Consider the following 20248-nt stretch of genomic DNA (forward strand, 5'->3'; position numbering starts at 1 on the left):
GCCCCCCGCTGTTCAGGTGGGGGGCTTCGCGGTTTTCCGGCCTCCTCTTTCGGGTCCTTCATGTCCTCAACACGTGGTTATGCGGTGCTTGCACACAGTGGACATGTCTTGTGATGCTATGACCGCTTTTGACGGATGAGTTGACCGTAGTTGACCCAGTCGACCAGCTACACCAGCCAAAGGGGTGGCGTGAACGTGCCGGCCAGTACAGCGCCTCAGGTCCCGCCCCAGCACGAGGCAGGCGGAGCGGCGGACGCCCCGCGCCCCCGCCCCCAGAGCACCCGCGGCGCCGACACCCGCGCCCTCACCCAGGTGCTGTTCGGGCAGCTGAAGAACCTGGAGCCGGGCACCCCCGAGCACCAGCGGGTGCGCGGGGCCCTGATCGAGGCCAACCTCCCCCTCGTGCGGTACGCGGCGGCCCGCTTCCGGTCCCGCAACGAGCCGATGGAGGACGTCGTCCAGGTCGGGACGATCGGCCTCATCAACGCGATCGACCGCTTCGACCCCGACCGGGGCGTGCAGTTCCCCACCTTCGCGATGCCGACGGTCGTCGGCGAGATCAAGCGCTACTTCCGCGACAACGTCCGCACCGTGCACGTCCCGCGCCGCCTCCACGAGCTGTGGGTCCAGGTCAACGGCGCCACCGAGGACCTGACCACGGCCCACGGCCGCTCGCCCACCACCGCCGAGATCGCGGAGCGGCTGAAGATCGGCGAGGACGAGGTGCTCGCCTGCATCGAGGCCGGCCGCTCCTACCACGCCACCTCCCTGGAGGCCGCCCAGGAGGGCGACGGGCTCCCCGGCCTGCTCGACCGGCTCGGGTACGAGGACCCCGCCCTGGCGGGCGTCGAGCACCGGGACCTCGTCCGGCACCTCCTCGTCCAGCTCCCGGAGCGCGAGCAGCGGATCCTGATGCTGCGCTACTACAGCAACCTGACCCAGTCCCAGATCAGCCAGGAACTCGGCGTCTCGCAGATGCACGTGTCAAGGCTCCTCGCCCGCAGCTTCGCCCGTCTGAGATCCGCAAACAGAATCGAGGCGTAACCGGATCAGGTAGACCGGTTCGGAGTAACCTGACGGAGCACCAAAAGCCGTACACCCCTTGTTTCCTGCGGATATGCACCCTCGTCATGTCGACAAGTCACTACAGCGTGTTGCCGACATGTGACATTCTGCTGGAACCGAGTTTGCCGCAGCCCTGCCGCCGGTATTCAGGTGGAGGCTGCGTTCCTCAGATGGTCGCGGCCACCGCGACCGTCCGCGACCTCAAGGGGGTGGCATGTCCGCAGAACAGGGCAGCTCGAAGGTGCTCACGCTCACGCCCGCGTCCGTGACCGTGCCCGCGTCCGTCACCGCGCCCGCCGTCGTGTCCGGGTCCGACCTCGTGCCCGCGTCCGCGTCCCTGCCCGCGCCCCTCGCGGTGGCCGTGGCCCCGGGCGCGCCCGTGCAGACGACGGCGCCGACCGCGGCCGACAGCGACGGGACCCCCGCACCGCCGCCGACCGTCGTCCCCGAGGCCCTCGACACCCGCACCCTCTCGCGCTCCCTGTTCCTCCGCCTGCGCGCGCTCGACGCCGAAGGCGTCACCGCCGACAGCCCGGAGCGGATGTACGTCCGCGACACGCTCATCGAGCTCAACCTCCCCCTCGTGCGGTACGCGGCGGCCCGCTTCCGCTCCCGCAACGAGCCGATGGAGGACATCGTCCAGGTCGGCACCATCGGCCTCATCAAGGCGATCGACCGCTTCGACTGCGAGCGGGGCGTGGAGTTCCCGACGTTCGCGATGCCGACGGTGGTCGGCGAGATCAAGCGCTTCTTCCGCGACACCTCGTGGTCCGTGCGCGTCCCGCGCCGCCTCCAGGAGCTGCGGCTCGCCCTCACCAAGGCCGGCGACGAGCTCGCGCAGAAGCTCGACCGCTCGCCGACCGTGCCCGAACTGGCCGCCGTCCTGGGCGTGTCGGAGGAGGACGTGGTCGACGGCCTCGCGGTCGGCAACGCGTACACCGCCTCCTCGCTCGACTCGCCCTCCCCCGAGGACGACGGCGGCGAGGGATCGCTCGCCGACCGCCTCGGCTACGAGGACACCGCCCTGGAGGGCGTCGAGTACCGCGAGTCGCTGAAGCCGCTGCTCGCCAAGCTCCCGCCCCGCGAGCGGCAGATCATCATGCTCCGCTTCTTCGCCAACATGACCCAGTCGCAGATCGGCGAGGAGGTCGGCATCTCGCAGATGCACGTCTCGCGGCTGCTCACCCGCACCCTCGCCCAGCTCCGCGAGGGACTCATCTCCGACTGACCGGAGAGGACACGGAGTTCGGCGAACCGCCCGTCCCGTGCGGTGTCGTCGGCCACACTGACGGCATGGCACGAAGGAAGCCGGGACTCGTGACGGTGGCGCTCTGCCTCGGCGGAGCGCTGACCGCCTGCGGCATCGGCGGGGACGGCGACGACGGATACGCGCCCCTGGGCGCCGGCCCGGGGCGGCACGGCACCGTCACCCCCTCGGGAGCGGCTCCCCCGGGCGGCCCCGCCGCCCTCCCGACCCTCGCCTCCAGCACCCGCTCCCCCTCCCCCGCGCCCGCTTCGGCGTCCTCCGGTACGGATACGGGTACGGCGACGGGTCCGCGCACGGGCCCCGGAGCCGGGACGGGCGGCGGCACGGGATCGGACGTGTACGGCGGTACGGAACCGGGCACGCCGCCCGGGACGGCTCCGGCCCCGGGCCCTTCCCGTACGGACACCGCCACCGCCCCTCCCCGTACCCCTCCGCGCTCCGCGCCGGGCACGAGCGGGCCGGGCACCGGCCCCCGGCCGGTGCCACCACCGGCGGGAACGGCGCCCCGGCCGACCACCCCGCCCACACCACCGCCGTCCCCGACCCCGGCCCCCGCGCCCGCCGCGCTCACCGTCTCCGTGCCGGTCCTCGCGGACACCGACCGGCGCTGGTGCGAACGCGTGACGGTCACCTTCCGGAACACCGGCGGCACCCCCGTGGTCGCCGGCACCGTCACCTTCGCCACCCACGTCATCGGCGCCCTGGGCCTCGACTGGGGCACCGTCACCGGCTCCCGGCCGCTGCCCGCCCCGATCGCCGCCGGAGCGGCGCGGACGGAGACGTACACCGTGTGCGTGGAGTCCTGGCGGGTGCCGCCCGGTACGCGTGTGGACACCCGCGAGGTCGGCGCTACCTGGCGCTGAGCGCGAACCGTACGCCGGTCAGGCGCTCCGACTCCTCCCACAGCCGGCGTCCCGTGTCCGGGTCGGCCGCGGCCTCGGAGAGCCGTACGCGCGTCGGGTCGCCGCGCAGTTCACCGGGCCCGTCCGGGCCGATGAACTCGCCGCCCGTGACGGACGGTTCGGTCGCCGCGTACAGCTGCGGGAGGGCGCCGCGCTCGGGGCGCTGGGCGAACAGCGGGTTGCCGATGCCGCCGAGCACCACGCGCAGCAGTCCGCGGGTGTCCTTGGTCTGGAGGCGGGTGGCGGTGTAGCCGGGGTGGGCGAGCACGCTGCGGACGGGGCTGCCGGCCGCGCCGAGCCGGCGGTGCAGTTCGCGCCCGAAGACGGCGTTGGCGAATTTCGACTGGTTGTAGAAGGTCATCGGGGCGTAGGCGCGCTCGCCGGAGAGGTCGTCGAAGCGGAGCCCGCCCTGCCGGTGGTTGACGGAGCTGACCGTCACCACCCGCGGGTCGCGTCCCTCCGCGAGCCGGTCCAGCAGGAGCGCGGTCAGCGCGAAGTGGCCGAGGTGGTTGGCGGCGAACTGGAGCTCGTGCCCCTGCGGGCTCAGCGTGCGGGGCGGCGCCATGACACCCGCGTTGTTGACGAGCACGTCCAGGCGCGGGTGCTCGGCCCGCAGCCCGTCGGCGAAGGCCCGTACCGCGTCGAGGTCGGCGAGGTCGAGCCGTCGTACGTCGAGGAGTCCGGGATTCGCCCCGCCGGTCACCAGCTCGTCCACCGCCCGGTGGCCCTTCGCCTCGTCCCGTACGGCGAGGACCACGTGCGCCCCGCGGCGGGCCAGGGCACGGGTGGTGGCGAGGCCGAGGCCGCTGTTGGCCCCGGTGACGACGAAGACCCGCCCGGACTGGTCGGGGATCAGGTCGGCGGTCCAGCGCTGTTTCCTGGTCATGCGACACACGTTGCCGCTCGTGTCACCGAGTGTCAAGGGCGACTTTTGGTGTCACGCGGGTCACCGCACTACCATCACCCCGTGACCACCCGCCCCGCCGAGAGCAGCCTCGCCCAGCGCAAGCGCCAGCTCGTCGCGACCGAACTGACCGAGGCGGCCCTCCAGCTGCTCGCCCTCAAGGGCTTCGACGCCGTGACGGTCGACGAGATCGCGACCACCGCCGGCGTCTCCAAGCGCACGTTCTTCCGCTACTTCGCGTCGAAGGAGGACGTGGTCGTCCAGTTCCTGGCGGGCATGGGGGCCGACATGCGCGCCGCGCTCGCTGCCCGGCCGGCCGGGGAGCGCCCTTCCGAGGCGCTGCTGCACGCCGTCTCCGCGCCGCTGGCCGCCTGCGGCGACCACCCCGAGCGCACGCTGCCCGTCGTACGGCTCATCCTGCGCACGCCCGCGCTGCTCGCCCGTTTCCTGGAACACGAGGGGCGGTGGCGCGAGGAGTTGACCGAGGAGCTGGCGGGGCGGCTGGGGCTCGACCCGGCGGTGGAGCTGTACCCCCGGCTCGCGGCGGGCATGGCGCTCACCGCCTTCGACACGGTGCTGCACCGCTGGAGCGGCGGCGGCGCGGACGGGCCGGACGGGCCGGACGGCCCGGGCGAGGGGACGAAGGGCGGCGGCGCGGGGGCGGTCGGCGCCGGCCGGGGAGCCGACGGGGATGCGGGGCGTACGGGATGGGGGCACGAGGACCCGCTCGCGCTCACCCACCGGGCGTTCCAGGTGATCGCGCCGGCCCTGGACGCCGTACCGGCCCCGTGAAAGCCGGGTGGGCCGGGTCCGCCGGAAGCGGACCCGGCCCACCCGGGACGGTTCGAGGAGCGGTGGTCAGCCGAATGCCAGCCAGGCGACCGCCGCCAGGACCACGATCGCCGCGACCACGCCCACGATCAAGCCGACCCGGGGGCCGCCCGAGGGTGCCGGGGTCTGCTGCTGCCGCTGCGGGGTTCCCTCGTCGACGAAGGCGCGGAACATCTGGGTGCTGCCGGCGGGGTCGTAGGAGCCCTCGGGGCCCTGGCCCTGTCCGTACGGTGCTTGGGGGTTGTGTGCCATGGGCCAGGACCCTAGCGAAAGCGGGGTGACGGGCCCAAGCCCCGACGGCCCTGACCGCCCTTTGCCGATTCTTTAGCGCCGTTTGACCGATTTAGTTTGCCTGAAGCAACCATCCATCTCTATGGTTGCCCTAAGCAACAAGATGAGCTGGAGTGCCCCGATGGAGACGCTGGAGACGCGGAACCGGAACCGCTACGAGAACCTGGCCCGCCAGGTCAGCGCCATCGGCGCCGTGAAGCGCGGGCTCGCCCGGGTCCTCCCCGTCGAGTGCCAGGGAGGGGCCGCCGCCGTCCTCGCCCTGCTCCACCACCACGGCGACATGCGCATGAGCCGGCTCGCCGAGCACATGGCCGTGGACATGTCCGTCTGCAGCCGCCATGTCACCCACACCGTCGAGCACGGCTGGGTGGAGCGCCGGCCCGACCCGGCCGACCGGCGCTCCCGCATCCTCCGGCTCACCGCCGGAGGGCGGGACATGCTCGCCGAGCTCGACCGGCGGGTGACCGAGACCTTCGCCCGCAACCTCGCGGAGTGGTCCGACGACGACGTCGCACTGCTCACCGCGCTCCTCGCCCGGCTGCGCGACTCCTTCGGGGACTGCCGGGCGCACCACGCTTGAGAACCACTCCGGAACGACGTCAGACAAAGGAAGTTCATGGCTACGACCACACCCGACACCGGTGTGCGGGGCGCCCCCTCCGGTACTGGAGCCGGCGGGACCGCCGAGACCGCTCCGATGACGCACCGGCAGATCATGGAGGCGCTGTCCGGGCTGCTGCTCGGCATGTTCGTCGCCATCCTGTCCTCGACGATCGTCTCGAACGCGCTCCCCCAGATCATCACCGACCTGGGCGGCGGCCAGTCCGCGTACACCTGGGTCGTCACCGCCGCGCTCCTGGCGATGACCGCGACCACGCCCCTCTGGGGCAAGCTGGCCGACCTCTTCTCCAAGAAGCTGCTCGTCCAGATGGCCCTGATCGTCTACGTGGCGGGATCGATCGTCGCCGGTCTCTCCCAGAGCACCGGCATGCTCATCGCCTGCCGCGTCGTCCAGGGCATCGGCGTCGGCGGTCTGACCGCCCTCTCCCAGATCATCCTGGCCGCCATGATCTCCCCCCGGGAGCGCGGCCGGTACAGCGGCTACCTCGGCGCCACGTTCGCCGTCGCCACCGTCGGCGGTCCGCTGCTCGGCGGCGTCATCACCGACACCGACTGGCTCGGCTGGCGCTGGTGCTTCTACGTCGGCGTGCCCTTCGCGATCATCGCCCTGCTCGTCCTGCAGAAGACCCTGAAGCTCCCCGTCGTGAAACGGCAGGTCAAGGTCGACTGGTCCGGCGCCTTCTTCATCAGCGCCGCGGTCTCCCTGCTCCTCGTCTGGGTCACCTTCGCGGGCGACAAGTACGACTGGATGTCCTGGCAGACGGCCGCGATGGTCGGCGGCTCGGTGCTCCTCGGCGCGGTCTTCGTCCTCGTCGAGTCCCGGGCGAGCGAGCCGATCATCCCGCTGCGCCTGTTCCGCAACCGCACCATCACGCTGGCCTCGCTCGCCTCCCTCTTCGTGGGCGTCGCGATGTTCGCGGGCACCGTCTTCTTCAGCCAGTACTTCCAGCTGGCGCGGAACGAGTCGCCGACGATGTCCGGCGTCCTCACCATCCCGATGATCGCGGGCCTCTTCGTCTCCTCCACCGTCTCCGGCCTGATCATCACCAAGACCGGCCGGTGGAAGGCGTGGCTGGTCAGCGGCGGCGCCCTCGCCACCGCCGGCCTCGGGCTGCTGGGCACGATGCGGTACGACACCCCGTACTGGCACCTCGCCCTCTTCATGGCGGTCCTGGGCCTCGGCCTCGGCATGATGATGCAGAACCTGGTCCTCTGCACGCAGAACCAGGTCGCCCCGTCCGACCTGGGCGCCGCCTCCTCCGTCGTCACCTTCTTCCGCTCCCTGGGCGGTGCGGTCGGTGTCTCCGCGCTCGGCGCGGTCATGGCCCACCGGGTCACGGACTACGTGCGGGACGGGCTCGCCGAGCTCGGCCCGAAGGCGGCCGGGGCGATGGGCCAGGGCGGCGGCAGCGGGGCCATCCCCGACATGGACGCCCTGCCCGCGCCGATCCGCACGGTGATGGAGAGCGCGTACGGGCACGGCGTCGCGGACGTCTTCCTCTACTCCGCGCCCTTCGCGCTGATCGCCTTCCTGGTGACGCTGTTCATCAAGGAGGTGGCGCTCAAGAGCCACGGCGACAGCGCGCCGAAGGCGGGGGCGGAGAAGGAGAAGGCCGCCGCGTAGGACGTCGGGACCTCCGGGTCCCGCCGGACCGCACCGGCCGGCCGCACAGAACCCCCGGTCCGCTTCGAGCGGAGGCGGACCGGGTCACAGAGCGGGGCGACGAGCAGGGGACGGCTCGTCGCCCCGTCTCGTGTCTCCGGACAGCGGGACAGGCCCCTTCAGGCGCTCCGCCGGACCATGACCTCGATGCCGGCGATCAGGATGTCGAGGGCGTACGCGAAGTCCCGGTCCCAGATGACGGTGACGCTGTCGTGCGAGGCCCGCTCGTCGAGGAGATCCGCCATCGGTTCGAGCGCGTCCACGAACTGCGGTTCGTCCCGGAAGGCCTTCAGCGCCTCGCCGTAGAAGGCGTCCTGCGACATGCCGGCCTCGGCCGCCCGGCGCCCGAACTGGGCCTCGATGGTGCCGTACCCGTACACGAACTGGAAGACCGCCGACATCGTGCTCGGCAGGCGCTCCAGCGGCAGGCCGGTGGCCCGGATCGTTTCCTGGATCTTGGATCCGACCGCGATCGCGTGGGGACCGATGTTGAGGTACTGGCCGGCGCTCGGGGACATCCAGGGGTGGCGGACCAGCATCCGGCGGTACTGGAGGGCGAGTTCCCTGATCTGCTGCCGCCAGTCGCCGGCGGCGTCGACCGCCGCCAGGTCGATCTCGCCGTAGACGGTGTCGACGGCGTACTCGATGATGTCGTCCTTGGTGTCCACGTACCAGTAGAGGGACATCGCCGTGACGCCGAGATCCGTCGCGAGCTTGCGCATCGACAGCTTGGCCAGGCCCTCCTCGTCCAGGATGCGGATCGAGGCGGCCACGATCCGGTCCCGGTCGAGCCCGGCCGGGCCGCCCCCGCTGCGGGCGGCCCGGCCGTCCTTGTTCTCCAGCCAGACGCTGGAACGCGCCGGGTTCTTGGCCCGATCGGCTGCCTTGACCATCGCGTTCCTCCGTCTTCAGTCGTCCGCGCCCATGCTATGCAGACGCTCCGGCCTTCTCGGACGGGCCGCCCGGCTCCTGGGGCTCCCCGGCCCCGGTGGCGCGCTCGGCACGCTCGGCACGGGCGAGCAGCGCCGCCGCGAGGAGACCGCCCGCGAAGACGGCGACCGCGCCCACGAGCTGGCTGGTCTGGAGGCCCGAGGCGAAGGCGTCGGAGATCTCCGCCCGCTCGGCGTCCGTCCCCGCCGCGGCGAGCGCCGCGGGCAGCGAGGTCGCGGTGACGGTGACGAGCGCGGCGAACCGGGCGTTGAGGACGGCGCCGAGGACGGCGACGCCGAGGCCGTTGCCGAACTCGGCGAGGGTGCCGTTGACGCCCGCGCCCACGCCGGCCTTCTCCGGCGGGATGGCGCTCATGATGGCGTTCGCCATGGCGGGGTTGGAGACGGCGAGGCCGATGCCCATGAGGACCAGGCCGAGCAGCATGCCCCAGTACGTGCCGTCGGAGCCGCCGCCGATGAGCGCGATCGAGCCGAGGCCGGCCGCGACGAGGGTCATGCCGACGGTGACGGTGACGGGCGTGCCGAGCTTCATGACGATCCGCGGGCCGACGCCGGTGAGGTTGAGGGCGACGACGGTCAGCGCGAGCGGCGCCATCCTCAGGCCGGCCTCCAGCGGCTCGTACCCGAGCACGAACTGCAGGTGCTGGGTGAGCAGGAACATCGAACCGCCCATGCCGAACATGACCAGGATCGCGCCCGCGACCGCGCCCACGAACTTCTGGTTGCGGAAGAAGTGCATGTCGAGCATCGGGTACGGGACGCGCAGCTCCCACAGGGCGAAGCCGGCCAGCACGACGACACCGATCGCGGCGGGGACGAGCACCTCGGTGGAGGTCCAGCCGTGCTCCGGGCCGGTGATGATCGCGTAGACGGCGGCGGTCATACCGATCGTGGAGAGCAGCGCGCCGACCAGGTCCGGACGCTCGCCCTGCGGGTTCTTGGACTCGGGGACCAGCTTCACGACGGCGATCAGGCCGATCAGGGCCACCGGGATGTTGATGAGGAAGATCATTCCCCACCAGAAGTGGTTGAGGATCGCGCCGCCGATCAGCGGCCCGGCGGCGAAGCCGAGCGAGCCGACCGTGGCCCACAGCGCGATGGCCTTGACCCGCTCGGAGTCATCGAAGATCTGCATGACGACGGCGAGGGTGGTGGTCATGAGCAGCGCGCCGCCGACGCCCATGCCCGCGCGGGCGGCGATCAGCTGGGCGGTGGACTCGGCCAGGCCGGCGGCCAGCGAGCCGAGCCCGAAGAGGGCGAGGCCCGCGGCCAGCAGCTTCTTGCGGCCGTAGCGGTCGGCCGCGTTGCCCGCGGTCAGGAGCAGGCCGGACTGGACCAGCGAATAGGCGTTGATCATCCACTGGATGTCGCTGGTGGAGGCGTGGAGCTCCGAGGTCAGCGAGGGGATGGCCACGCTGAGCACGGTGTTGTCGAGCAGCACGGTGAGCTGGGCCAGGCAGATGACGCCGAGGATCAGCCAGCGCTGCGGGTGGCCACCGCCGACCGGGGCGGTGGGCGGTTCGTTCGCGGCGGTCGTCGCCGTCATGGGCAGGGCTCCTTGTACGGTGTACGAGAACTGACTCGTACACCGTACAAGGACTCTCGTACGCTGTATAGCAATTATTTTTCCGAGCGTCGGACGGCCGTCCCGCCCTCCCCTCGGGGGCTACTCGCCGGGCTTGAGGAGGTAGCCCGCGCCGCGCCGGGTGTGGATCATCGGGGACCGGCCCGCGTCGATCTTCCGGCGCAGGTAGGAGATGTACAGCTCGACCACGTTGGCCTGGCCGCCGAAGTCGTACGACCACACGCGGTCGAGGATCTGGGCCTTGCTGAGCACCCGGCGCGGGTTGCGCATCAGATAGCGCAGCAGCTCGAACTCGGTGGCGGTGAGGTGGATCGACACACCGCCCCGGGTGACCTCGTGACTGTCCTCGTCCAGGGTCAGATCACCGACGGTCAGCAGCGACCCGCTGCGCGCCTGTGCGGCGTCCGACCGCCGGATGAGACCGCGCAGCCGGGCGACGACCTCCTCCAGGCTGAACGGCTTGGTGACCTGGTCGTCGCCCCCGGCCGTGAGTCCGGCGATGCGGTCCTCGACGGCGTCCTTCGCCGTCAGGAACAGGACGGGGACCCCGGGCAGCTCCCGGCGGAGGGAACCGAGCAGGCTCAGCCCGTCGACATCCGGCAGCGTCACGTCGAGAAGGACGACATCGGGCCGGAACTCCCGTGCCGCGCGCAGGGCGGTGGCCCCGTCCCCCGCGCTCCGCACCGTCCAGCCTTCGTAGCGCAGGGCCAGGGAGAGCAACTCCGCGAGCGAGGCCTCGTCGTCCACGACGAGAACACGGACGGCGGTGCCGTCGGTACGCCGCGACTCGGCGCGCGTGCCACGGCGGGCGCCGGTGGCGGCTCGGGCGGGGGTGGTGGAGGTGACGGTCATGGCTCCACGCTCTCCGCCGCCGCTGAGAGGGCCCTTGCCCTTTCCTGTGAATTCCCTGAGAAACGGCCCCCGGGGCCTCAGCTCACCGTTTCACGTGAAACGGCCCCGGTTTCACGTGAAACAGCGCGGCCCCGTTCCCGTACAGGACGCCTCGCAGCCAGTCGTCCCCGAGACCGAGCCGTTCCAGGGCCTCCAGCTGGTGGACGTACGGGTAGGGGATGTTGGGGAAGTCGGAGCCGAGGAGGATCCGGTCACCGAGGTCCGCGAGCCGCTTGGACTCGGCCGCCGGGAAGGGTGCGAGCCGTTCGCTGAAGTCGGTGAAGGCCATGGTGGTGTCCAGCCGGACCTCCGCGTACCGCTCCGCCAGATCCAGGAACGCGCCGTACTCGGGCATCCCCATGTGGGCGACGATCACCGGCAGCCGCGGGTACCGGGCGAGCAGCCGCTCCATGGGCCCGGGGCCGGTGAACCGTCCCGGTGCCGGCCCCGAGCCGCAATGCACGACCACCGGCGTACGGCGCTCCGCGAGTTCGCCCCACACGCCGTCGAGGAGAGGGTCGTTGGGGTCGAAGCCGCCGACCTGGAGGTGCACCTTGAACACGCGCGCACCGGCGTCGAGCGCCTCGCGTACGTACCGCTCCACCCCGGGCTCGGGGAAGAGGGTCGCGGTGTGCAGACAGTCCGGGGTGCGCGCGGCGAAACCGGCGGCCCAGCCGTTGAGCCAGGCGGCCATGCCGGGTTTGTGCGGGTAGAGCATGGCGGTGAAGGCCAGGGCGCCGAAGCCGCGCAGCAGCGTGAGCCGGCGGTCCTCCTCCTCGCGGTAGGTGATGGGCCATTCCACGCCGGTCAGGGGGCCGACCGCGTCGAAGTAGGCCCACACCTTGTCGAGGACGTTGCGGGGCATGAAGTGGGTGTGCACGTCGACCAGGCCGGGCAGCGCCAGGCGCCGGAGAAGAGCGTGCACGGCCTGTGCCTCCCCCTCGGGCGGGGCGGCCGGCCGGGGCGGGACGGCCGATCCGGGCGGGACCGCTCGCCCGGGCGGCTCGGTCTGCTCGTACGGCTCCGCCCTTCGGGGCGGCTCGGTCCGTCGGGGCGGCTCGGTCCCGCCCGCTCCACCGGAGGTGAACGCGTCGTCGTGCGCGGGGGGTTCGGCCCCCGCCACCGGCTTCCGGGTCATGACCCCACCCTCACCGGACCGGAGGGCGCATGTCCATGCCCCCAGTGGAAGAGAGGTCTCAGAACAGCCCCTGTTGGCGGTCGGGCGTGGGCACGCCGGAGACGGGCACCGAGAACGCCGTCCCCTCCACGGCGCTCCCGGCCCTCTCCAGGGCCCACCCGCCCATGAGACGCGTGTCGAGCGCGAGGCAGCGCCCGGTGGGGTCGAGGAGGTGGACGTCGGGCCCGGCGGCGGCGAGCAGCCGTCCCGTGACGACACCGCCGTCCACCAGCTCGGTGACCGTGCCGGAGAGCGGCGGCAGCCCACCGGGCCGGTCGAGACCGAAGGCGCGCGCGTGATCGCGCGGCTCGCACGGCAACGGCTCCAGGGTCTCCGTCCACCCGCCGACCGCCCCGGCGCGCCCGTGCAGTTCCTCGATCTCCCGGGCGCGTTCGGCGGCGTCCGGCAGGGCGTGCCGTGCCGCCCGCTTCCGCTCGTACGGAACCCGGTCCGGGATGCCGAGCGCCTGCCGCAGCACTTCCTCGGTGCGCCGGGCGGCCATGAGCGGCCCCCGCCCCAGCCAGCTGAACGTGACGGCCCCCTGCTCCAGGAGCCGGGAGTCGCCGCGTGCCTCGCCGGTGATGCCGACCTTGGTCATGCCGGGCCCGAACCAGGCGAGGTAGACGCGGTACGGGCGCGGGTCGTCCGCCAGGGTGTCGGCGGCGACCGAGTGGGCGCGGTCGAGCCGTGCACACTCGGGGCAGCGCCCGCCGGTGGCCCGCCCCGCGATTCCGGCGCCCAGGGGGCAGGGGGTGCCCCGGGCTCCCGCGCACCGCCGGACGCCCGTGGCGCGGAAGGCGAGCTCCCGCCCGTACACCAGCGGGCTGACGCGCCCGCCGTGCCAGCGCAGGCCCGGCACTCCGCCGTCCCAGGTGATCCCCCGGCACCGCCACTCCACGCCGCCCGCACCTCCCTCCACCACGTTCGCGCCCCAGTCTCGCGCACGACCGTTCAGCGGCTCACGCCCCGCCCGGCCCGGCCCCGCCGCCCTCAGGGCAGCACGTAGATGCGGGTGCCGTCGGGGTCCGGGGCGCCGACCTCGCGCATGCACCCGCGTTCGAGGAGGCGCCGGACGCACTCGCGGACCCGTTCGCAGGAGAGTCCGGTGCTGCGGGTGACGTCCTGGGGCCGGTAGCGGACCCCGCCCCGTACGAGCGCCGGTGCCAGGCAGCTGGCCACCGTCCGCAGGTCGCCGGTGATCTGCCAGGACTCCACCAGCTCCTGCGGGGAGAGCGCGACGGTCGTCCCCGTCCGCTGCCGCGGCACGGCCGGCCGCTCAAGGGGGTCGGCGGCCCTTGAGAACTTCCGGCGGGTCTCCCGGAGGAGCTCCGCGTACGCGGCCAACTCGGCCCGGTCGGCGGCGCGCTCGTCGAACTCCCCCTCCAGCCGTACGAGCACGTCGACCAGCTCGGGCGGCAGGACGAATCCGGCGTGCGCCGAGGAGGGCTCGAGCCCGTACGCACCGTCGCGCTGCACTCCGGCCACGACCTCGGCCACCCACTCCCGGAACGGACCGGCCTCGGGCCTGCGGCACGCCCCGACGAGCTGCACGAGCCCCTGGACGTTCACCATCCGCGCCGAGGCCCTGATCCCGCTCCGGGCGAGTATCCCCGCGCCCGCGTCGATCTCCCGTGCGGACGCCACCCACGCCGGCGGCAGCCCCGCCCCCCGCAGCGCCTCCCGGCTCCCCGCGTACCCCAGCCGCCGGGCCACGTCCACGACGGGGAACCAGTGCGTCCCGTCCGGCGCGGTCAGCCGCCGCAGGCGCGCGCCGGTGGCGACATGCGCAAAGTCATCGATGTCGATCGCGTCCATCGATCATCACCTCCACCTCGCAAGCTAGGACGAAGGCATATTCAACTGACATTGAAATCAGACAGGTTCACCCAAAAGTGGAAGGCCCCGGGGTCCACCCCGGGGCCTTCCACCACAACATCTGGTACCTAGCGGGCCACGAACTGCGTCAGGATCGCCTGCACCTCGTAGATGTCGACGCCCTTGGTGAAGGTCTTCTGCACGGGCACGGAGTTGCCCGAGATCCAGATCTTCAGCTCCGCGTCCAGATCGAACGTGCCGGCGGTCTCCACGGCGAAGTGCGTGATGCTCCGGTACGGGATCGAGTGGTACTCGACCTTCTTCCCGGTGATCCCCTGCTTGTCGACCAGCACCAGCCGCCGGTCGGTGAAGAAGATCGTGTCCCGCACGAGCAGATACGCGGCATGCACCTGCTCCCCCTGCCCCAGCAGCCGCGCGTACTCCTGCTGCGCCTGCGCCGGATCGATCGCGTGCGCGTTCCCGAACAGAGCCATGCCCCAACCCCCAAGTCATACGAACCGAACCCCCGGACCCTAATTCCCCCGGGCCCCCGGCACAACGCAAGAGGCCCGGACTCTCGTCCGGGCCTCTCAGCTGTGTGCACTCGGCAGGATTCGAACCTGCAACCTTCTGATCCGTAGGCGCGTGCCAGCCCTGTCGGCCCGGCCTAGCTCTCAGGCTTCTCCCTGGTCGAGCAACGCCCGCGCACCGCCCGTTGTCCAGGGGCGTTGCCGTTTGTACGTGGACGTTGATGTCAGCGGGTGATGTCAGTTTGGTGCGAGAGCGGGATGGACGTGCCAGTCCGGTCAATGAACCCATGCGCCTCATTGGGCGTGGCAGCCCGTTGAGCGAGCCACCCTGAGACGCGAGGGCCACCGTTCACCGCGCCGCCTTCCGTGACGGTCCTGACGTGAGCGAATCCGTGTCGCAGGTAGTAGTCCTGGAGCTTGCTGTTCGTCGTCCAAGCGTCCAGCCGCAACCACACGGCACTGGAGTGGTACGCGCGGTCGCCGGCCCAATCGAGCAGCCGCCCGCCGAGATCGCGCCCGGCGTGCGTGCGTGCCACGGTGAGCTTGTTGATGAACACGGACGGCTCCTGGAGCTCTCGTGGTGTCCACAGTCCGTCTTCTGCCTCGGGAGTCAAGGTGATGGTGGCGGCGGTGGTTGCCCCATCGCGGACCATGTAGACGACGCCCGCTTCGATCGTGGCGAGCAGCTTGTCGGCAGGGTAGGGGCGCTGCCACTGGTCGATACCCAGCACCGTCAGCCATGAGGCTGCCTCTTCCCTGAAAGCGAGCAACGCTGAGAGATCACTGGGGTTCGCACGCTCGATGATCACGACTGATCCCCCTCTCGGGCGTCCAGCTTCCCGATCTCGTAGTTCATGCGATTCAGGTCGCCTCGGAACGTCGTGATCGTGCAACGAATGGGCCTGTCAGCCGAGTACCCGGTTCGCGTCCACAGCAGAACCGGAACGCCAGCTGGCACGTCCAGCAATCGCGCCTCCTCGGGGGTCGGCATCCGGGCCGAGATCTCATCGAAGTAGCCGATCTGCTCGATGCCGACGCCTGCGAGGTACCGGGTAGTCCCCTCGGCAACGTCACCCGGCTCCGCGAGTCGCGGGGCTTCTTTGACCAACCAGTCGGGGTAGTACGTCGCCTGCGTCGACCACGGCACGTCGTCCACGAACCGGTGGCAGAAGCGGAGGACGGTGGTGGACTGCGGATCCACCTTGAGGCGTTCCGCGACGTAGTCGTTGGCCGGCGTGACCTCGACCCGAAACGTTTGCGTCGGTCGACGGCCCGCGTTCGTGACATCCGTGCTGTAGGCGTCGCCGTTCTGGGGAAAGGTCAGGTTCTCGAAGCGGGAGGCATTCAGCTCGAACACCTCGTGCTTGCGAACCTCATAGCCAAGTCCCTGGCTGGATGAGATCAGACCCTCGCTCACCAGCAGGGCAAGGCCAGAGCGAACCGTGTTCCTAGACGCGCCGAAGCGTTCGCTCAGATCGCTCTCGGAGGGCAGGCGCGAACCCGGCGCATAGACCTTGTTGTCGATGTCGCGACGGAGCGCGTCGGCGACCTGCCGGTATTTCGGCTGCTTGTTCATACGCCCATCATGACGCACTCGCTCAACTTGTTGGTACATGTTGGCCCCGATCGCTTGACGACTCACAGTCCGTGGGTGCAACATCACTGCATCAGCTTGTACCAACAAGTTGAGCAGGTGGTGCAGCACCATTAAGTGTGCCCACTTGCGGTGGTATTCCCGCAGGTCGGGGGTCCACCCCCGTAAGGCAAGGGGCCCGGGACAGATCGGGCCGAGGGTCCCGGATCCCTGGTCAACCGGAGGGCGAGACCGAAAGGTCACCGTCTCGCACATGCCTGAAACGGGAGCGCGCTCCCGAAGGCGAGACACGTACAACCAACCTCCGCAGTGGTTTGACTGCGGCCGGTTGCCTCCTCCGCCCGTCCGGGCCCCTTCGCGGGGTGCTCGTACGGGCGGGGTTGAGGGGAGCCGGTAGATCCCATCCCGTCTTTTGAAGGAGTTCGCCATGGAAGCTGTTGTCACGAGCGTCATTGCTGTGGTCGGCACCCTGCTCGGTGCTCTGGTCGCTGGGCTGTTGCAGTACCGCCTGACGCGGCGGGAGCGGGTGGCGGTGCAGGCCGCTGACTTACGGCGGGAGCGTCTGGCGGCGGTGACCGCTCTGGTCGCGGCCCTGGCGGAGCACCGCCGGGCGATGTGGGTCCGTGAGGATCTGCGGCTGAACGACGCGGACCGGGCCGCTTACGAGCAGGCCCGGGCGACGAGCCACGCCACCCGGGCCGCGATCACCGCCCCGCTGACGGCCGTGAAGATCCTGGTTCCCGCGCTGGCGGAGCACGCCGGCACGGCTGCTCGCGCCACCTACGGTCTGCGTCACGCGGCCGATGCCGCAGTGCTCGATGCCCGCCGGACCGAGGCGATCGAAGCCGCTGACCGGCTCGTGGCCGCTGCCGCCGACGCCCTCTGATGTTGTTCGCCCCGATGGTCGCAGGCCGGGTTCGACTCCCGGCCGGGGCACGGGCCCGCCCCGAAAACGGGGTGAACCCCCGGTGCTGGAACACCGGGGGTTCGTTCGGGCCGTTCCTGGTTGAAGGGAGCACGACCCAATGAAGTCCATCGCTGCACTTCAGGCCGTTGTTACGGCCACCTCGTTCGACGGCGGGCCGTCGGATGCGGAGCTGGACGCGATCGAGCGTGAGATGCCGCTGATCGAGGCGGAGATCGAGCTGCTGGACGTGGAGATCTGGATGCTGGACCGTCCGGCCACCGCGCTGGACGAGAGGCGTCTCCGCCGGGCCCGTAACCGGGTCCTGGACGAGCGCCGGAACCTCACCAACCGTGCCGGCGTGGCGCAGTCGGGCGGTGCGGCGTGAACGCCCTCACCTACTGGTTCCTGCTGGCCCTGTGCTTCGCCACGGAGGTCTGGGGCATCGCGATCGGCGTCCGTGACCTCACCCTGGCCGGCGCCCTGGCCGGGTGCGGCGTCATCGCCGTCCACCGGCTCCTGCTGCGCGCTGACGCGTACGAGGAGTTCGCCGGGGCGGGTGAAGACCGGTGAAGCCCACCACGCACGGCCCAGGCCCGGACCTGTCGCCCGGCCACGAGCGGGACCGGCCGGCCGCCGATACGAGCGTCGCCGCTGCGGGGAAGCCGCTGGGCAAGGTTCAGCGGGTCGTGCTCGGGTTGGCGTTCGTGCCGATGCTCGCCACCGGCGGCGCCGGCGCCTACGGCACCTACACCAACATCACGTCCAAGTTCGGGTCGGGGACGGCGGTGGGTGCGGTCGCGGCCGGTGAGGGCGCGACTGCCGTCCTGGCGATCGTGCTGCTCGGCCTGACCCTGCTGGGGCAGTCGGCGCCGCTGGTCCTCCGGGCCGGGTTGTGGGCCCTGCCGGCCGCGGCGTCGGTCATGTCCGTCATGGCGGCGACCACCAAGGAAGAAGCCGTCATCTATGCCCTGACCCCGCTGGGCATGACCGCCTCCGCTGAAGGTGCCGCGTTCCTGGCGCGGCGGATCGTCGTCTACCGCGACGGACGCGACGCCGAGGCCGAACGCCGCGCCGCCGAGACCGTCCAGGCTCTCGCCTACCAGCGGGCGCGGGCCGTGAACCACCCCGACGAGAAGGTGCGGCGCCGGTCGGATCTGAAGGCGTGGAAGCTCGCCGCCCGTGTCGGCACCGGTGACCTCGCGCTCGGCGAGCAGCTTCTCGACGTTCAGCGTCAGCAGCTCGCCGCCGGCGCGAACGCCGCCCTCGCGGCCATGTTCGCCACCAACACCGCCCCTGTCCTCACGGATCGGGGTGGGATGGTGGTGGAGCTGGAGGTGGACCGGTCCACCGAACCGATCCACCCCGCAAATGCGGAGAAATCCCCCCAGGCCGCCACAGAACGGTCTACCTCTGACCTGCCCGTTCCCGCACTCGCCCCGTCACCTGCCGAGCTGGTGCCGAGCGAGCAGGAGGACCCGGCTCCGGCCGCGTCGGGCACGTCGTCTGGTCGGGTCACGGTCCGGGCCGTCGCGGCGGAGCAGGCGCCGCGGCGGCGGGCGACAGGTCGGGTCCCCGCCGCCGCCAAAACCACCGCACCGCGCCGCACCCGGGATGAACTCCTGGCGGAGGCGCGGCAGTTGACGGAGGGGTGGCCGGTTGAGCAGTTGACGGCCGACCGGATCCGGCGCGCGGTGCGTACGTCGCCGGAGAAGGGCCGTTGGCTGCGCGAGACGCTGCGGAGCGAGCGGGCTGAGGCGGCGTGAGCGCGCTGCCGGTCTACCGGTGGCGTCTGGCCCCGGAGGGTCTGGCGACGTTCCGGCAGCTGCGGGCGATGGGGATGCGCCCCGGTGGGCAGCCCGTCGTGGCGCAGCTGGAGCGGCCCCGCCGCCGGGGCCGCCCGCCGCTGGTCGCGTTCCTCTACCGCGTCGACCGGGCCAAGCCGGTCCGGCCGATGACCCCGGCGAAGCGGGCCGCGCTGGAGCGTGCGAACACCGCCCGGCAGATCTGCCCCGCCTGCGGGCGGGACGCCGGATATCGCATCCCCACCTCGCTCGGCACCTGCACCCCCTGTGCCTACCCCGACACCCAGGCCGCTGCCTGACTGGGAGATCACCATGCAGACCGCTGACATGCAGGGCTCGCACATGTACGTGCTGACTCTCCAGAACAACCGTGGCGCCACGTGCACGCTCACCGGCACCCACACCCCGCCCCCGGGCCGGACCCGCTTCGACACGCTTCTCCAGCTCCAGGCCGACGCGGCCCGCCACCTGCCCTCCATGGAGGGCGCGCCGGTCCTGTTCTTCGCCATGGAGCTCAACCACTTCTGAGAGGAACCCGGTCATGAGCAACCTGCCTGAGCCGGTCCGGGTCGTGCAGCTCCCGGACGGCACCTTCACCTACGCCGACCACCTTCCCGCCCCGCTCCAGCCGGGCCCGCAGGTGGTGCACCAGCACATCCATCAGGCACCGCCCGACCGGACGATGCAGCGCATCGCGCTCGGCTCCGGGATCGGCGCCGGCACGGTCGCCGCGGGCGTCTACTTCGGCCCGCTGCTCGTCGGCGCGCTGACCGCGATCGCCGCGAACCTCGCCCTGCTCGCGTTCCTCGCCGTCGCTCTGGCCTGGGGTGTCCACACCGTCGTGAAGTCGATCGGCGGCCCTGACGGGCAGCAGGCCGCGAAGACCGTCGCCAGGGCCCGCCGGGGCCGGAAGGGGAAGTGACATGTTCCGTGGCGGACAGAAAGTCCTGATCATCGCCTGCGAGGACGACCCCCGCGCCATCGGCAAGACCGGCCGGATCCTGGACGAAGTTCCCCCCGGGCCGCTCACGGGCGGCCGGTGGACCGTCGACCGCATCAGCATCTGGATCGCCCCGGTCCTGTGCCACGCCCACGAACTGAAGCCCATGGACTGACGGCTGCCTGCGGCCCCCGCCCGGTGCGGGGGCCGTGGGGAGTCGGGACAGTCCCGGCCCCGGAAGGGACCCGTCATGGCCCGTAAGACCGACGCCGCCGAGTACGACCCGCAGCACCCGCCGCTCACCGTCGGCGAGGGCGTGAAGTTCGGCTGGTACATCGCCCGCATGGCCAAGCGCGGCATCGCCGGCGAAACCGTCTACCAGGGCGACCTGGAGAAGAAGGTCGACCGCCTGCTGGACCGAGCACGCGACCGCGCCGAGAAGAACGCCAAGCAGAACCGGAAGTAGCTGTGCCCCGGGGCGGCCGACAGCCGCCAAGCATCCCGACCGCCCCG

At 71.6% G+C, this 20248-nt stretch carries 25 protein-coding genes and 1 pseudogene; 15 read left to right on the top strand and 11 right to left on the bottom strand.

Annotated features, from left to right (window positions below):
* Positions 1 to 195: 195 nt before the first annotated feature.
* The 3 genes from ABTY40_RS27455 to ABTY40_RS27465 all read left to right on the top strand — a co-directional run bounded on the left by ABTY40_RS27455 (position 196) and on the right by ABTY40_RS27465 (position 3195).
* A complete protein-coding gene (locus ABTY40_RS27455) occupies positions 196 to 1044 on the top strand; it encodes an RNA polymerase sigma factor SigF (protein ID WP_309054369.1) in 849 nt (282 codons plus the stop codon).
* Between the two features lie 235 nt (positions 1045 to 1279).
* Complete coding sequence (locus tag ABTY40_RS27460) at positions 1280 to 2293, top strand: RNA polymerase sigma factor SigF (protein WP_352061951.1); 1014 nt, start codon at positions 1280 to 1282, stop codon at positions 2291 to 2293.
* 65 nt (positions 2294 to 2358) lie between these two features.
* Positions 2359 to 3195, top strand: coding sequence for a hypothetical protein (locus tag ABTY40_RS27465; protein ID WP_352061952.1), 837 nt, complete (start codon positions 2359 to 2361; stop codon positions 3193 to 3195).
* On the opposite strand, the gene ABTY40_RS27470 is transcribed toward ABTY40_RS27465, so the two are convergent.
* A complete protein-coding gene (locus ABTY40_RS27470) occupies positions 3182 to 4120 on the bottom strand; it encodes an oxidoreductase (protein ID WP_352061953.1) in 939 nt (312 codons plus the stop codon). The two genes, ABTY40_RS27465 and ABTY40_RS27470, sit on opposite strands and share 14 nt — an antisense overlap.
* Positions 4121 to 4201: 81 nt before the next feature.
* On the opposite strand from ABTY40_RS27470, the gene ABTY40_RS27475 reads away from it, so the two are divergent.
* Positions 4202 to 4930, top strand: coding sequence for a TetR family transcriptional regulator (locus tag ABTY40_RS27475; protein WP_352061954.1), 729 nt, complete (start codon positions 4202 to 4204; stop codon positions 4928 to 4930).
* Between the two features lie 66 nt (positions 4931 to 4996).
* Here ABTY40_RS27475 and ABTY40_RS27480 read toward each other — a convergent pair whose 3' ends face one another.
* Positions 4997 to 5221, bottom strand: coding sequence for a hypothetical protein (locus ABTY40_RS27480; RefSeq protein ID WP_345288356.1), 225 nt, complete (start codon positions 5219 to 5221; stop codon positions 4997 to 4999).
* Between the two features lie 160 nt (positions 5222 to 5381).
* On the opposite strand from ABTY40_RS27480, the gene ABTY40_RS27485 reads away from it, so the two are divergent.
* Entirely contained in the window at positions 5382 to 5840 is a 459-nt protein-coding gene (locus ABTY40_RS27485; protein WP_352062004.1) for a MarR family winged helix-turn-helix transcriptional regulator, read from the top strand.
* Positions 5841 to 5957: 117 nt separating this feature from the next.
* Positions 5958 to 7502 (top strand): annotated as a pseudogene (locus ABTY40_RS27490) (MDR family MFS transporter); the annotation flags it as partial.
* A gap of 161 nt (positions 7503 to 7663) precedes the next feature.
* On the opposite strand, the gene ABTY40_RS27495 reads toward ABTY40_RS27490, so the two are convergent.
* The 9 genes from ABTY40_RS27495 to ABTY40_RS27535 all read right to left on the bottom strand — a co-directional run bounded on the left by ABTY40_RS27495 (position 7664) and on the right by ABTY40_RS27535 (position 16068).
* Positions 7664 to 8437, bottom strand: coding sequence for a TetR/AcrR family transcriptional regulator (locus tag ABTY40_RS27495; protein ID WP_352061956.1), 774 nt, complete (start codon positions 8435 to 8437; stop codon positions 7664 to 7666).
* Between the two features lie 34 nt (positions 8438 to 8471).
* The gene (locus ABTY40_RS27500; protein WP_352061957.1) at positions 8472 to 10040 is read right to left on the bottom strand and encodes an MFS transporter; all 1569 of its coding nucleotides are present in this window, start codon (positions 10038 to 10040) and stop codon (positions 8472 to 8474) included.
* 120 nt (positions 10041 to 10160) lie between these two features.
* A complete protein-coding gene (locus ABTY40_RS27505; RefSeq protein WP_352061958.1) occupies positions 10161 to 10931 on the bottom strand; it encodes a response regulator transcription factor in 771 nt (256 codons plus the stop codon).
* An 82-nt stretch (positions 10932 to 11013) separates the two neighbouring features.
* Positions 11014 to 11895, bottom strand: coding sequence for an amidohydrolase family protein (locus ABTY40_RS27510; protein ID WP_352061959.1), 882 nt, complete (start codon positions 11893 to 11895; stop codon positions 11014 to 11016).
* Positions 11896 to 12166: 271 nt separating this feature from the next.
* The gene (locus ABTY40_RS27515; RefSeq protein WP_352061960.1) at positions 12167 to 13045 is read right to left on the bottom strand and encodes a DUF2797 domain-containing protein; all 879 of its coding nucleotides are present in this window, start codon (positions 13043 to 13045) and stop codon (positions 12167 to 12169) included.
* 92 nt (positions 13046 to 13137) lie between these two features.
* Entirely contained in the window at positions 13138 to 13962 is an 825-nt protein-coding gene (locus tag ABTY40_RS27520; RefSeq protein WP_352061961.1) for a BRO-N domain-containing protein, read from the bottom strand.
* Positions 13963 to 14090: 128 nt separating this feature from the next.
* Positions 14091 to 14456, bottom strand: a complete 366-nt coding sequence (locus ABTY40_RS27525) for a PH domain-containing protein (RefSeq protein ID WP_345288374.1) — start codon at positions 14454 to 14456, stop codon at positions 14091 to 14093.
* A 260-nt stretch (positions 14457 to 14716) separates the two neighbouring features.
* The gene (locus tag ABTY40_RS27530) at positions 14717 to 15301 is read right to left on the bottom strand and encodes a GNAT family N-acetyltransferase (RefSeq protein ID WP_352061962.1); all 585 of its coding nucleotides are present in this window, start codon (positions 15299 to 15301) and stop codon (positions 14717 to 14719) included.
* A complete protein-coding gene (locus ABTY40_RS27535) occupies positions 15298 to 16068 on the bottom strand; it encodes a GntR family transcriptional regulator (RefSeq protein WP_352061963.1) in 771 nt (256 codons plus the stop codon). Before ABTY40_RS27535 ends, ABTY40_RS27530 begins: the two co-directional genes overlap by 4 nt.
* Before the next feature lie 445 nt (positions 16069 to 16513).
* Here ABTY40_RS27535 and kilB point away from each other — a divergent pair, with 445 nt between their 5' ends.
* The 9 genes from kilB (at position 16514) to ABTY40_RS27580 (ending at position 20201) form a co-directional block, all read left to right on the top strand.
* Complete coding sequence (gene kilB / locus ABTY40_RS27540; RefSeq protein ID WP_352061964.1) at positions 16514 to 16972, top strand: plasmid transfer protein KilB; 459 nt, start codon at positions 16514 to 16516, stop codon at positions 16970 to 16972.
* 139 nt (positions 16973 to 17111) lie between these two features.
* Positions 17112 to 17378 carry a DUF6284 family protein gene (locus tag ABTY40_RS27545; RefSeq protein ID WP_352061965.1) on the top strand — a complete coding sequence of 89 codons (267 nt, stop codon included), beginning with the start codon at positions 17112 to 17114 and terminating at the stop codon, positions 17376 to 17378.
* Positions 17375 to 17563, top strand: a complete 189-nt coding sequence (locus ABTY40_RS27550) for a hypothetical protein (RefSeq protein ID WP_352057485.1) — start codon at positions 17375 to 17377, stop codon at positions 17561 to 17563. Before ABTY40_RS27545 ends, ABTY40_RS27550 begins: the two co-directional genes overlap by 4 nt.
* Positions 17560 to 18756, top strand: a complete 1197-nt coding sequence (locus ABTY40_RS27555; RefSeq protein ID WP_352061966.1) for a conjugal transfer protein — start codon at positions 17560 to 17562, stop codon at positions 18754 to 18756. The genes ABTY40_RS27550 and ABTY40_RS27555 overlap by 4 nt, the downstream gene beginning before the upstream one ends.
* Positions 18753 to 19094 carry an RRQRL motif-containing zinc-binding protein gene (locus tag ABTY40_RS27560; protein WP_352061967.1) on the top strand — a complete coding sequence of 114 codons (342 nt, stop codon included), beginning with the start codon at positions 18753 to 18755 and terminating at the stop codon, positions 19092 to 19094. Before ABTY40_RS27555 ends, ABTY40_RS27560 begins: the two co-directional genes overlap by 4 nt.
* 13 nt (positions 19095 to 19107) lie before the next feature.
* Complete coding sequence (locus tag ABTY40_RS27565) at positions 19108 to 19323, top strand: hypothetical protein (protein WP_352061968.1); 216 nt, start codon at positions 19108 to 19110, stop codon at positions 19321 to 19323.
* Between the two features lie 13 nt (positions 19324 to 19336).
* Positions 19337 to 19717 carry a DUF6251 family protein gene (locus ABTY40_RS27570; RefSeq protein ID WP_352061969.1) on the top strand — a complete coding sequence of 127 codons (381 nt, stop codon included), beginning with the start codon at positions 19337 to 19339 and terminating at the stop codon, positions 19715 to 19717.
* 1 nt (position 19718) lies between these two features.
* Complete coding sequence (locus tag ABTY40_RS27575; RefSeq protein WP_352061970.1) at positions 19719 to 19910, top strand: hypothetical protein; 192 nt, start codon at positions 19719 to 19721, stop codon at positions 19908 to 19910.
* 75 nt (positions 19911 to 19985) lie between these two features.
* The gene (locus ABTY40_RS27580; RefSeq protein ID WP_352061971.1) at positions 19986 to 20201 is read left to right on the top strand and encodes a DUF6257 family protein; all 216 of its coding nucleotides are present in this window, start codon (positions 19986 to 19988) and stop codon (positions 20199 to 20201) included.
* Positions 20202 to 20248 lie beyond the last annotated feature (47 nt).

This window comes from Streptomyces sp. NPDC126503 (assembly GCF_040302405.1).
Classification (GTDB): Bacteria; Actinomycetota; Actinomycetes; order Streptomycetales; family Streptomycetaceae; genus Streptomyces; species Streptomyces gulbargensis.

What these genes read in the sequence shown, in the direction of transcription:
- kilB (WP_352061964.1), top strand. Translation starts at nt 16,514, where the DNA reads ATGGAAGCTGTTGTCACGAGCGTCATTGCTGTGGTCGGCACCCTGCTC.
- ABTY40_RS27570 (WP_352061969.1), top strand. Translation starts at nt 19,337, where the DNA reads ATGAGCAACCTGCCTGAGCCGGTCCGGGTCGTGCAGCTCCCGGACGGC.
- ABTY40_RS27535 (WP_352061963.1), bottom strand. Translation starts at nt 16,068, where the DNA reads ATGAACAAGCAGCCGAAATACCGGCAGGTCGCCGACGCGCTCCGTCGC.
- ABTY40_RS27580 (WP_352061971.1), top strand. Translation starts at nt 19,986, where the DNA reads ATGGCCCGTAAGACCGACGCCGCCGAGTACGACCCGCAGCACCCGCCG.
- ABTY40_RS27525 (WP_345288374.1), bottom strand. Translation starts at nt 14,456, where the DNA reads ATGGCTCTGTTCGGGAACGCGCACGCGATCGATCCGGCGCAGGCGCAG.
- ABTY40_RS27480 (WP_345288356.1), bottom strand. Translation starts at nt 5,221, where the DNA reads ATGGCACACAACCCCCAAGCACCGTACGGACAGGGCCAGGGCCCCGAG.
- ABTY40_RS27545 (WP_352061965.1), top strand. Translation starts at nt 17,112, where the DNA reads ATGAAGTCCATCGCTGCACTTCAGGCCGTTGTTACGGCCACCTCGTTC.
- ABTY40_RS27495 (WP_352061956.1), bottom strand. Translation starts at nt 8,437, where the DNA reads ATGGTCAAGGCAGCCGATCGGGCCAAGAACCCGGCGCGTTCCAGCGTC.
- ABTY40_RS27520 (WP_352061961.1), bottom strand. Translation starts at nt 13,962, where the DNA reads ATGGACGCGATCGACATCGATGACTTTGCGCATGTCGCCACCGGCGCG.
- ABTY40_RS27500 (WP_352061957.1), bottom strand. Translation starts at nt 10,040, where the DNA reads ATGACGGCGACGACCGCCGCGAACGAACCGCCCACCGCCCCGGTCGGC.
- ABTY40_RS27575 (WP_352061970.1), top strand. Translation starts at nt 19,719, where the DNA reads ATGTTCCGTGGCGGACAGAAAGTCCTGATCATCGCCTGCGAGGACGAC.
- ABTY40_RS27505 (WP_352061958.1), bottom strand. Translation starts at nt 10,931, where the DNA reads ATGACCGTCACCTCCACCACCCCCGCCCGAGCCGCCACCGGCGCCCGC.
- ABTY40_RS27460 (WP_352061951.1), top strand. Translation starts at nt 1,280, where the DNA reads ATGTCCGCAGAACAGGGCAGCTCGAAGGTGCTCACGCTCACGCCCGCG.
- ABTY40_RS27465 (WP_352061952.1), top strand. Translation starts at nt 2,359, where the DNA reads ATGGCACGAAGGAAGCCGGGACTCGTGACGGTGGCGCTCTGCCTCGGC.
- ABTY40_RS27485 (WP_352062004.1), top strand. Translation starts at nt 5,382, where the DNA reads ATGGAGACGCTGGAGACGCGGAACCGGAACCGCTACGAGAACCTGGCC.
- ABTY40_RS27565 (WP_352061968.1), top strand. Translation starts at nt 19,108, where the DNA reads ATGCAGACCGCTGACATGCAGGGCTCGCACATGTACGTGCTGACTCTC.
- ABTY40_RS27470 (WP_352061953.1), bottom strand. Translation starts at nt 4,120, where the DNA reads ATGACCAGGAAACAGCGCTGGACCGCCGACCTGATCCCCGACCAGTCC.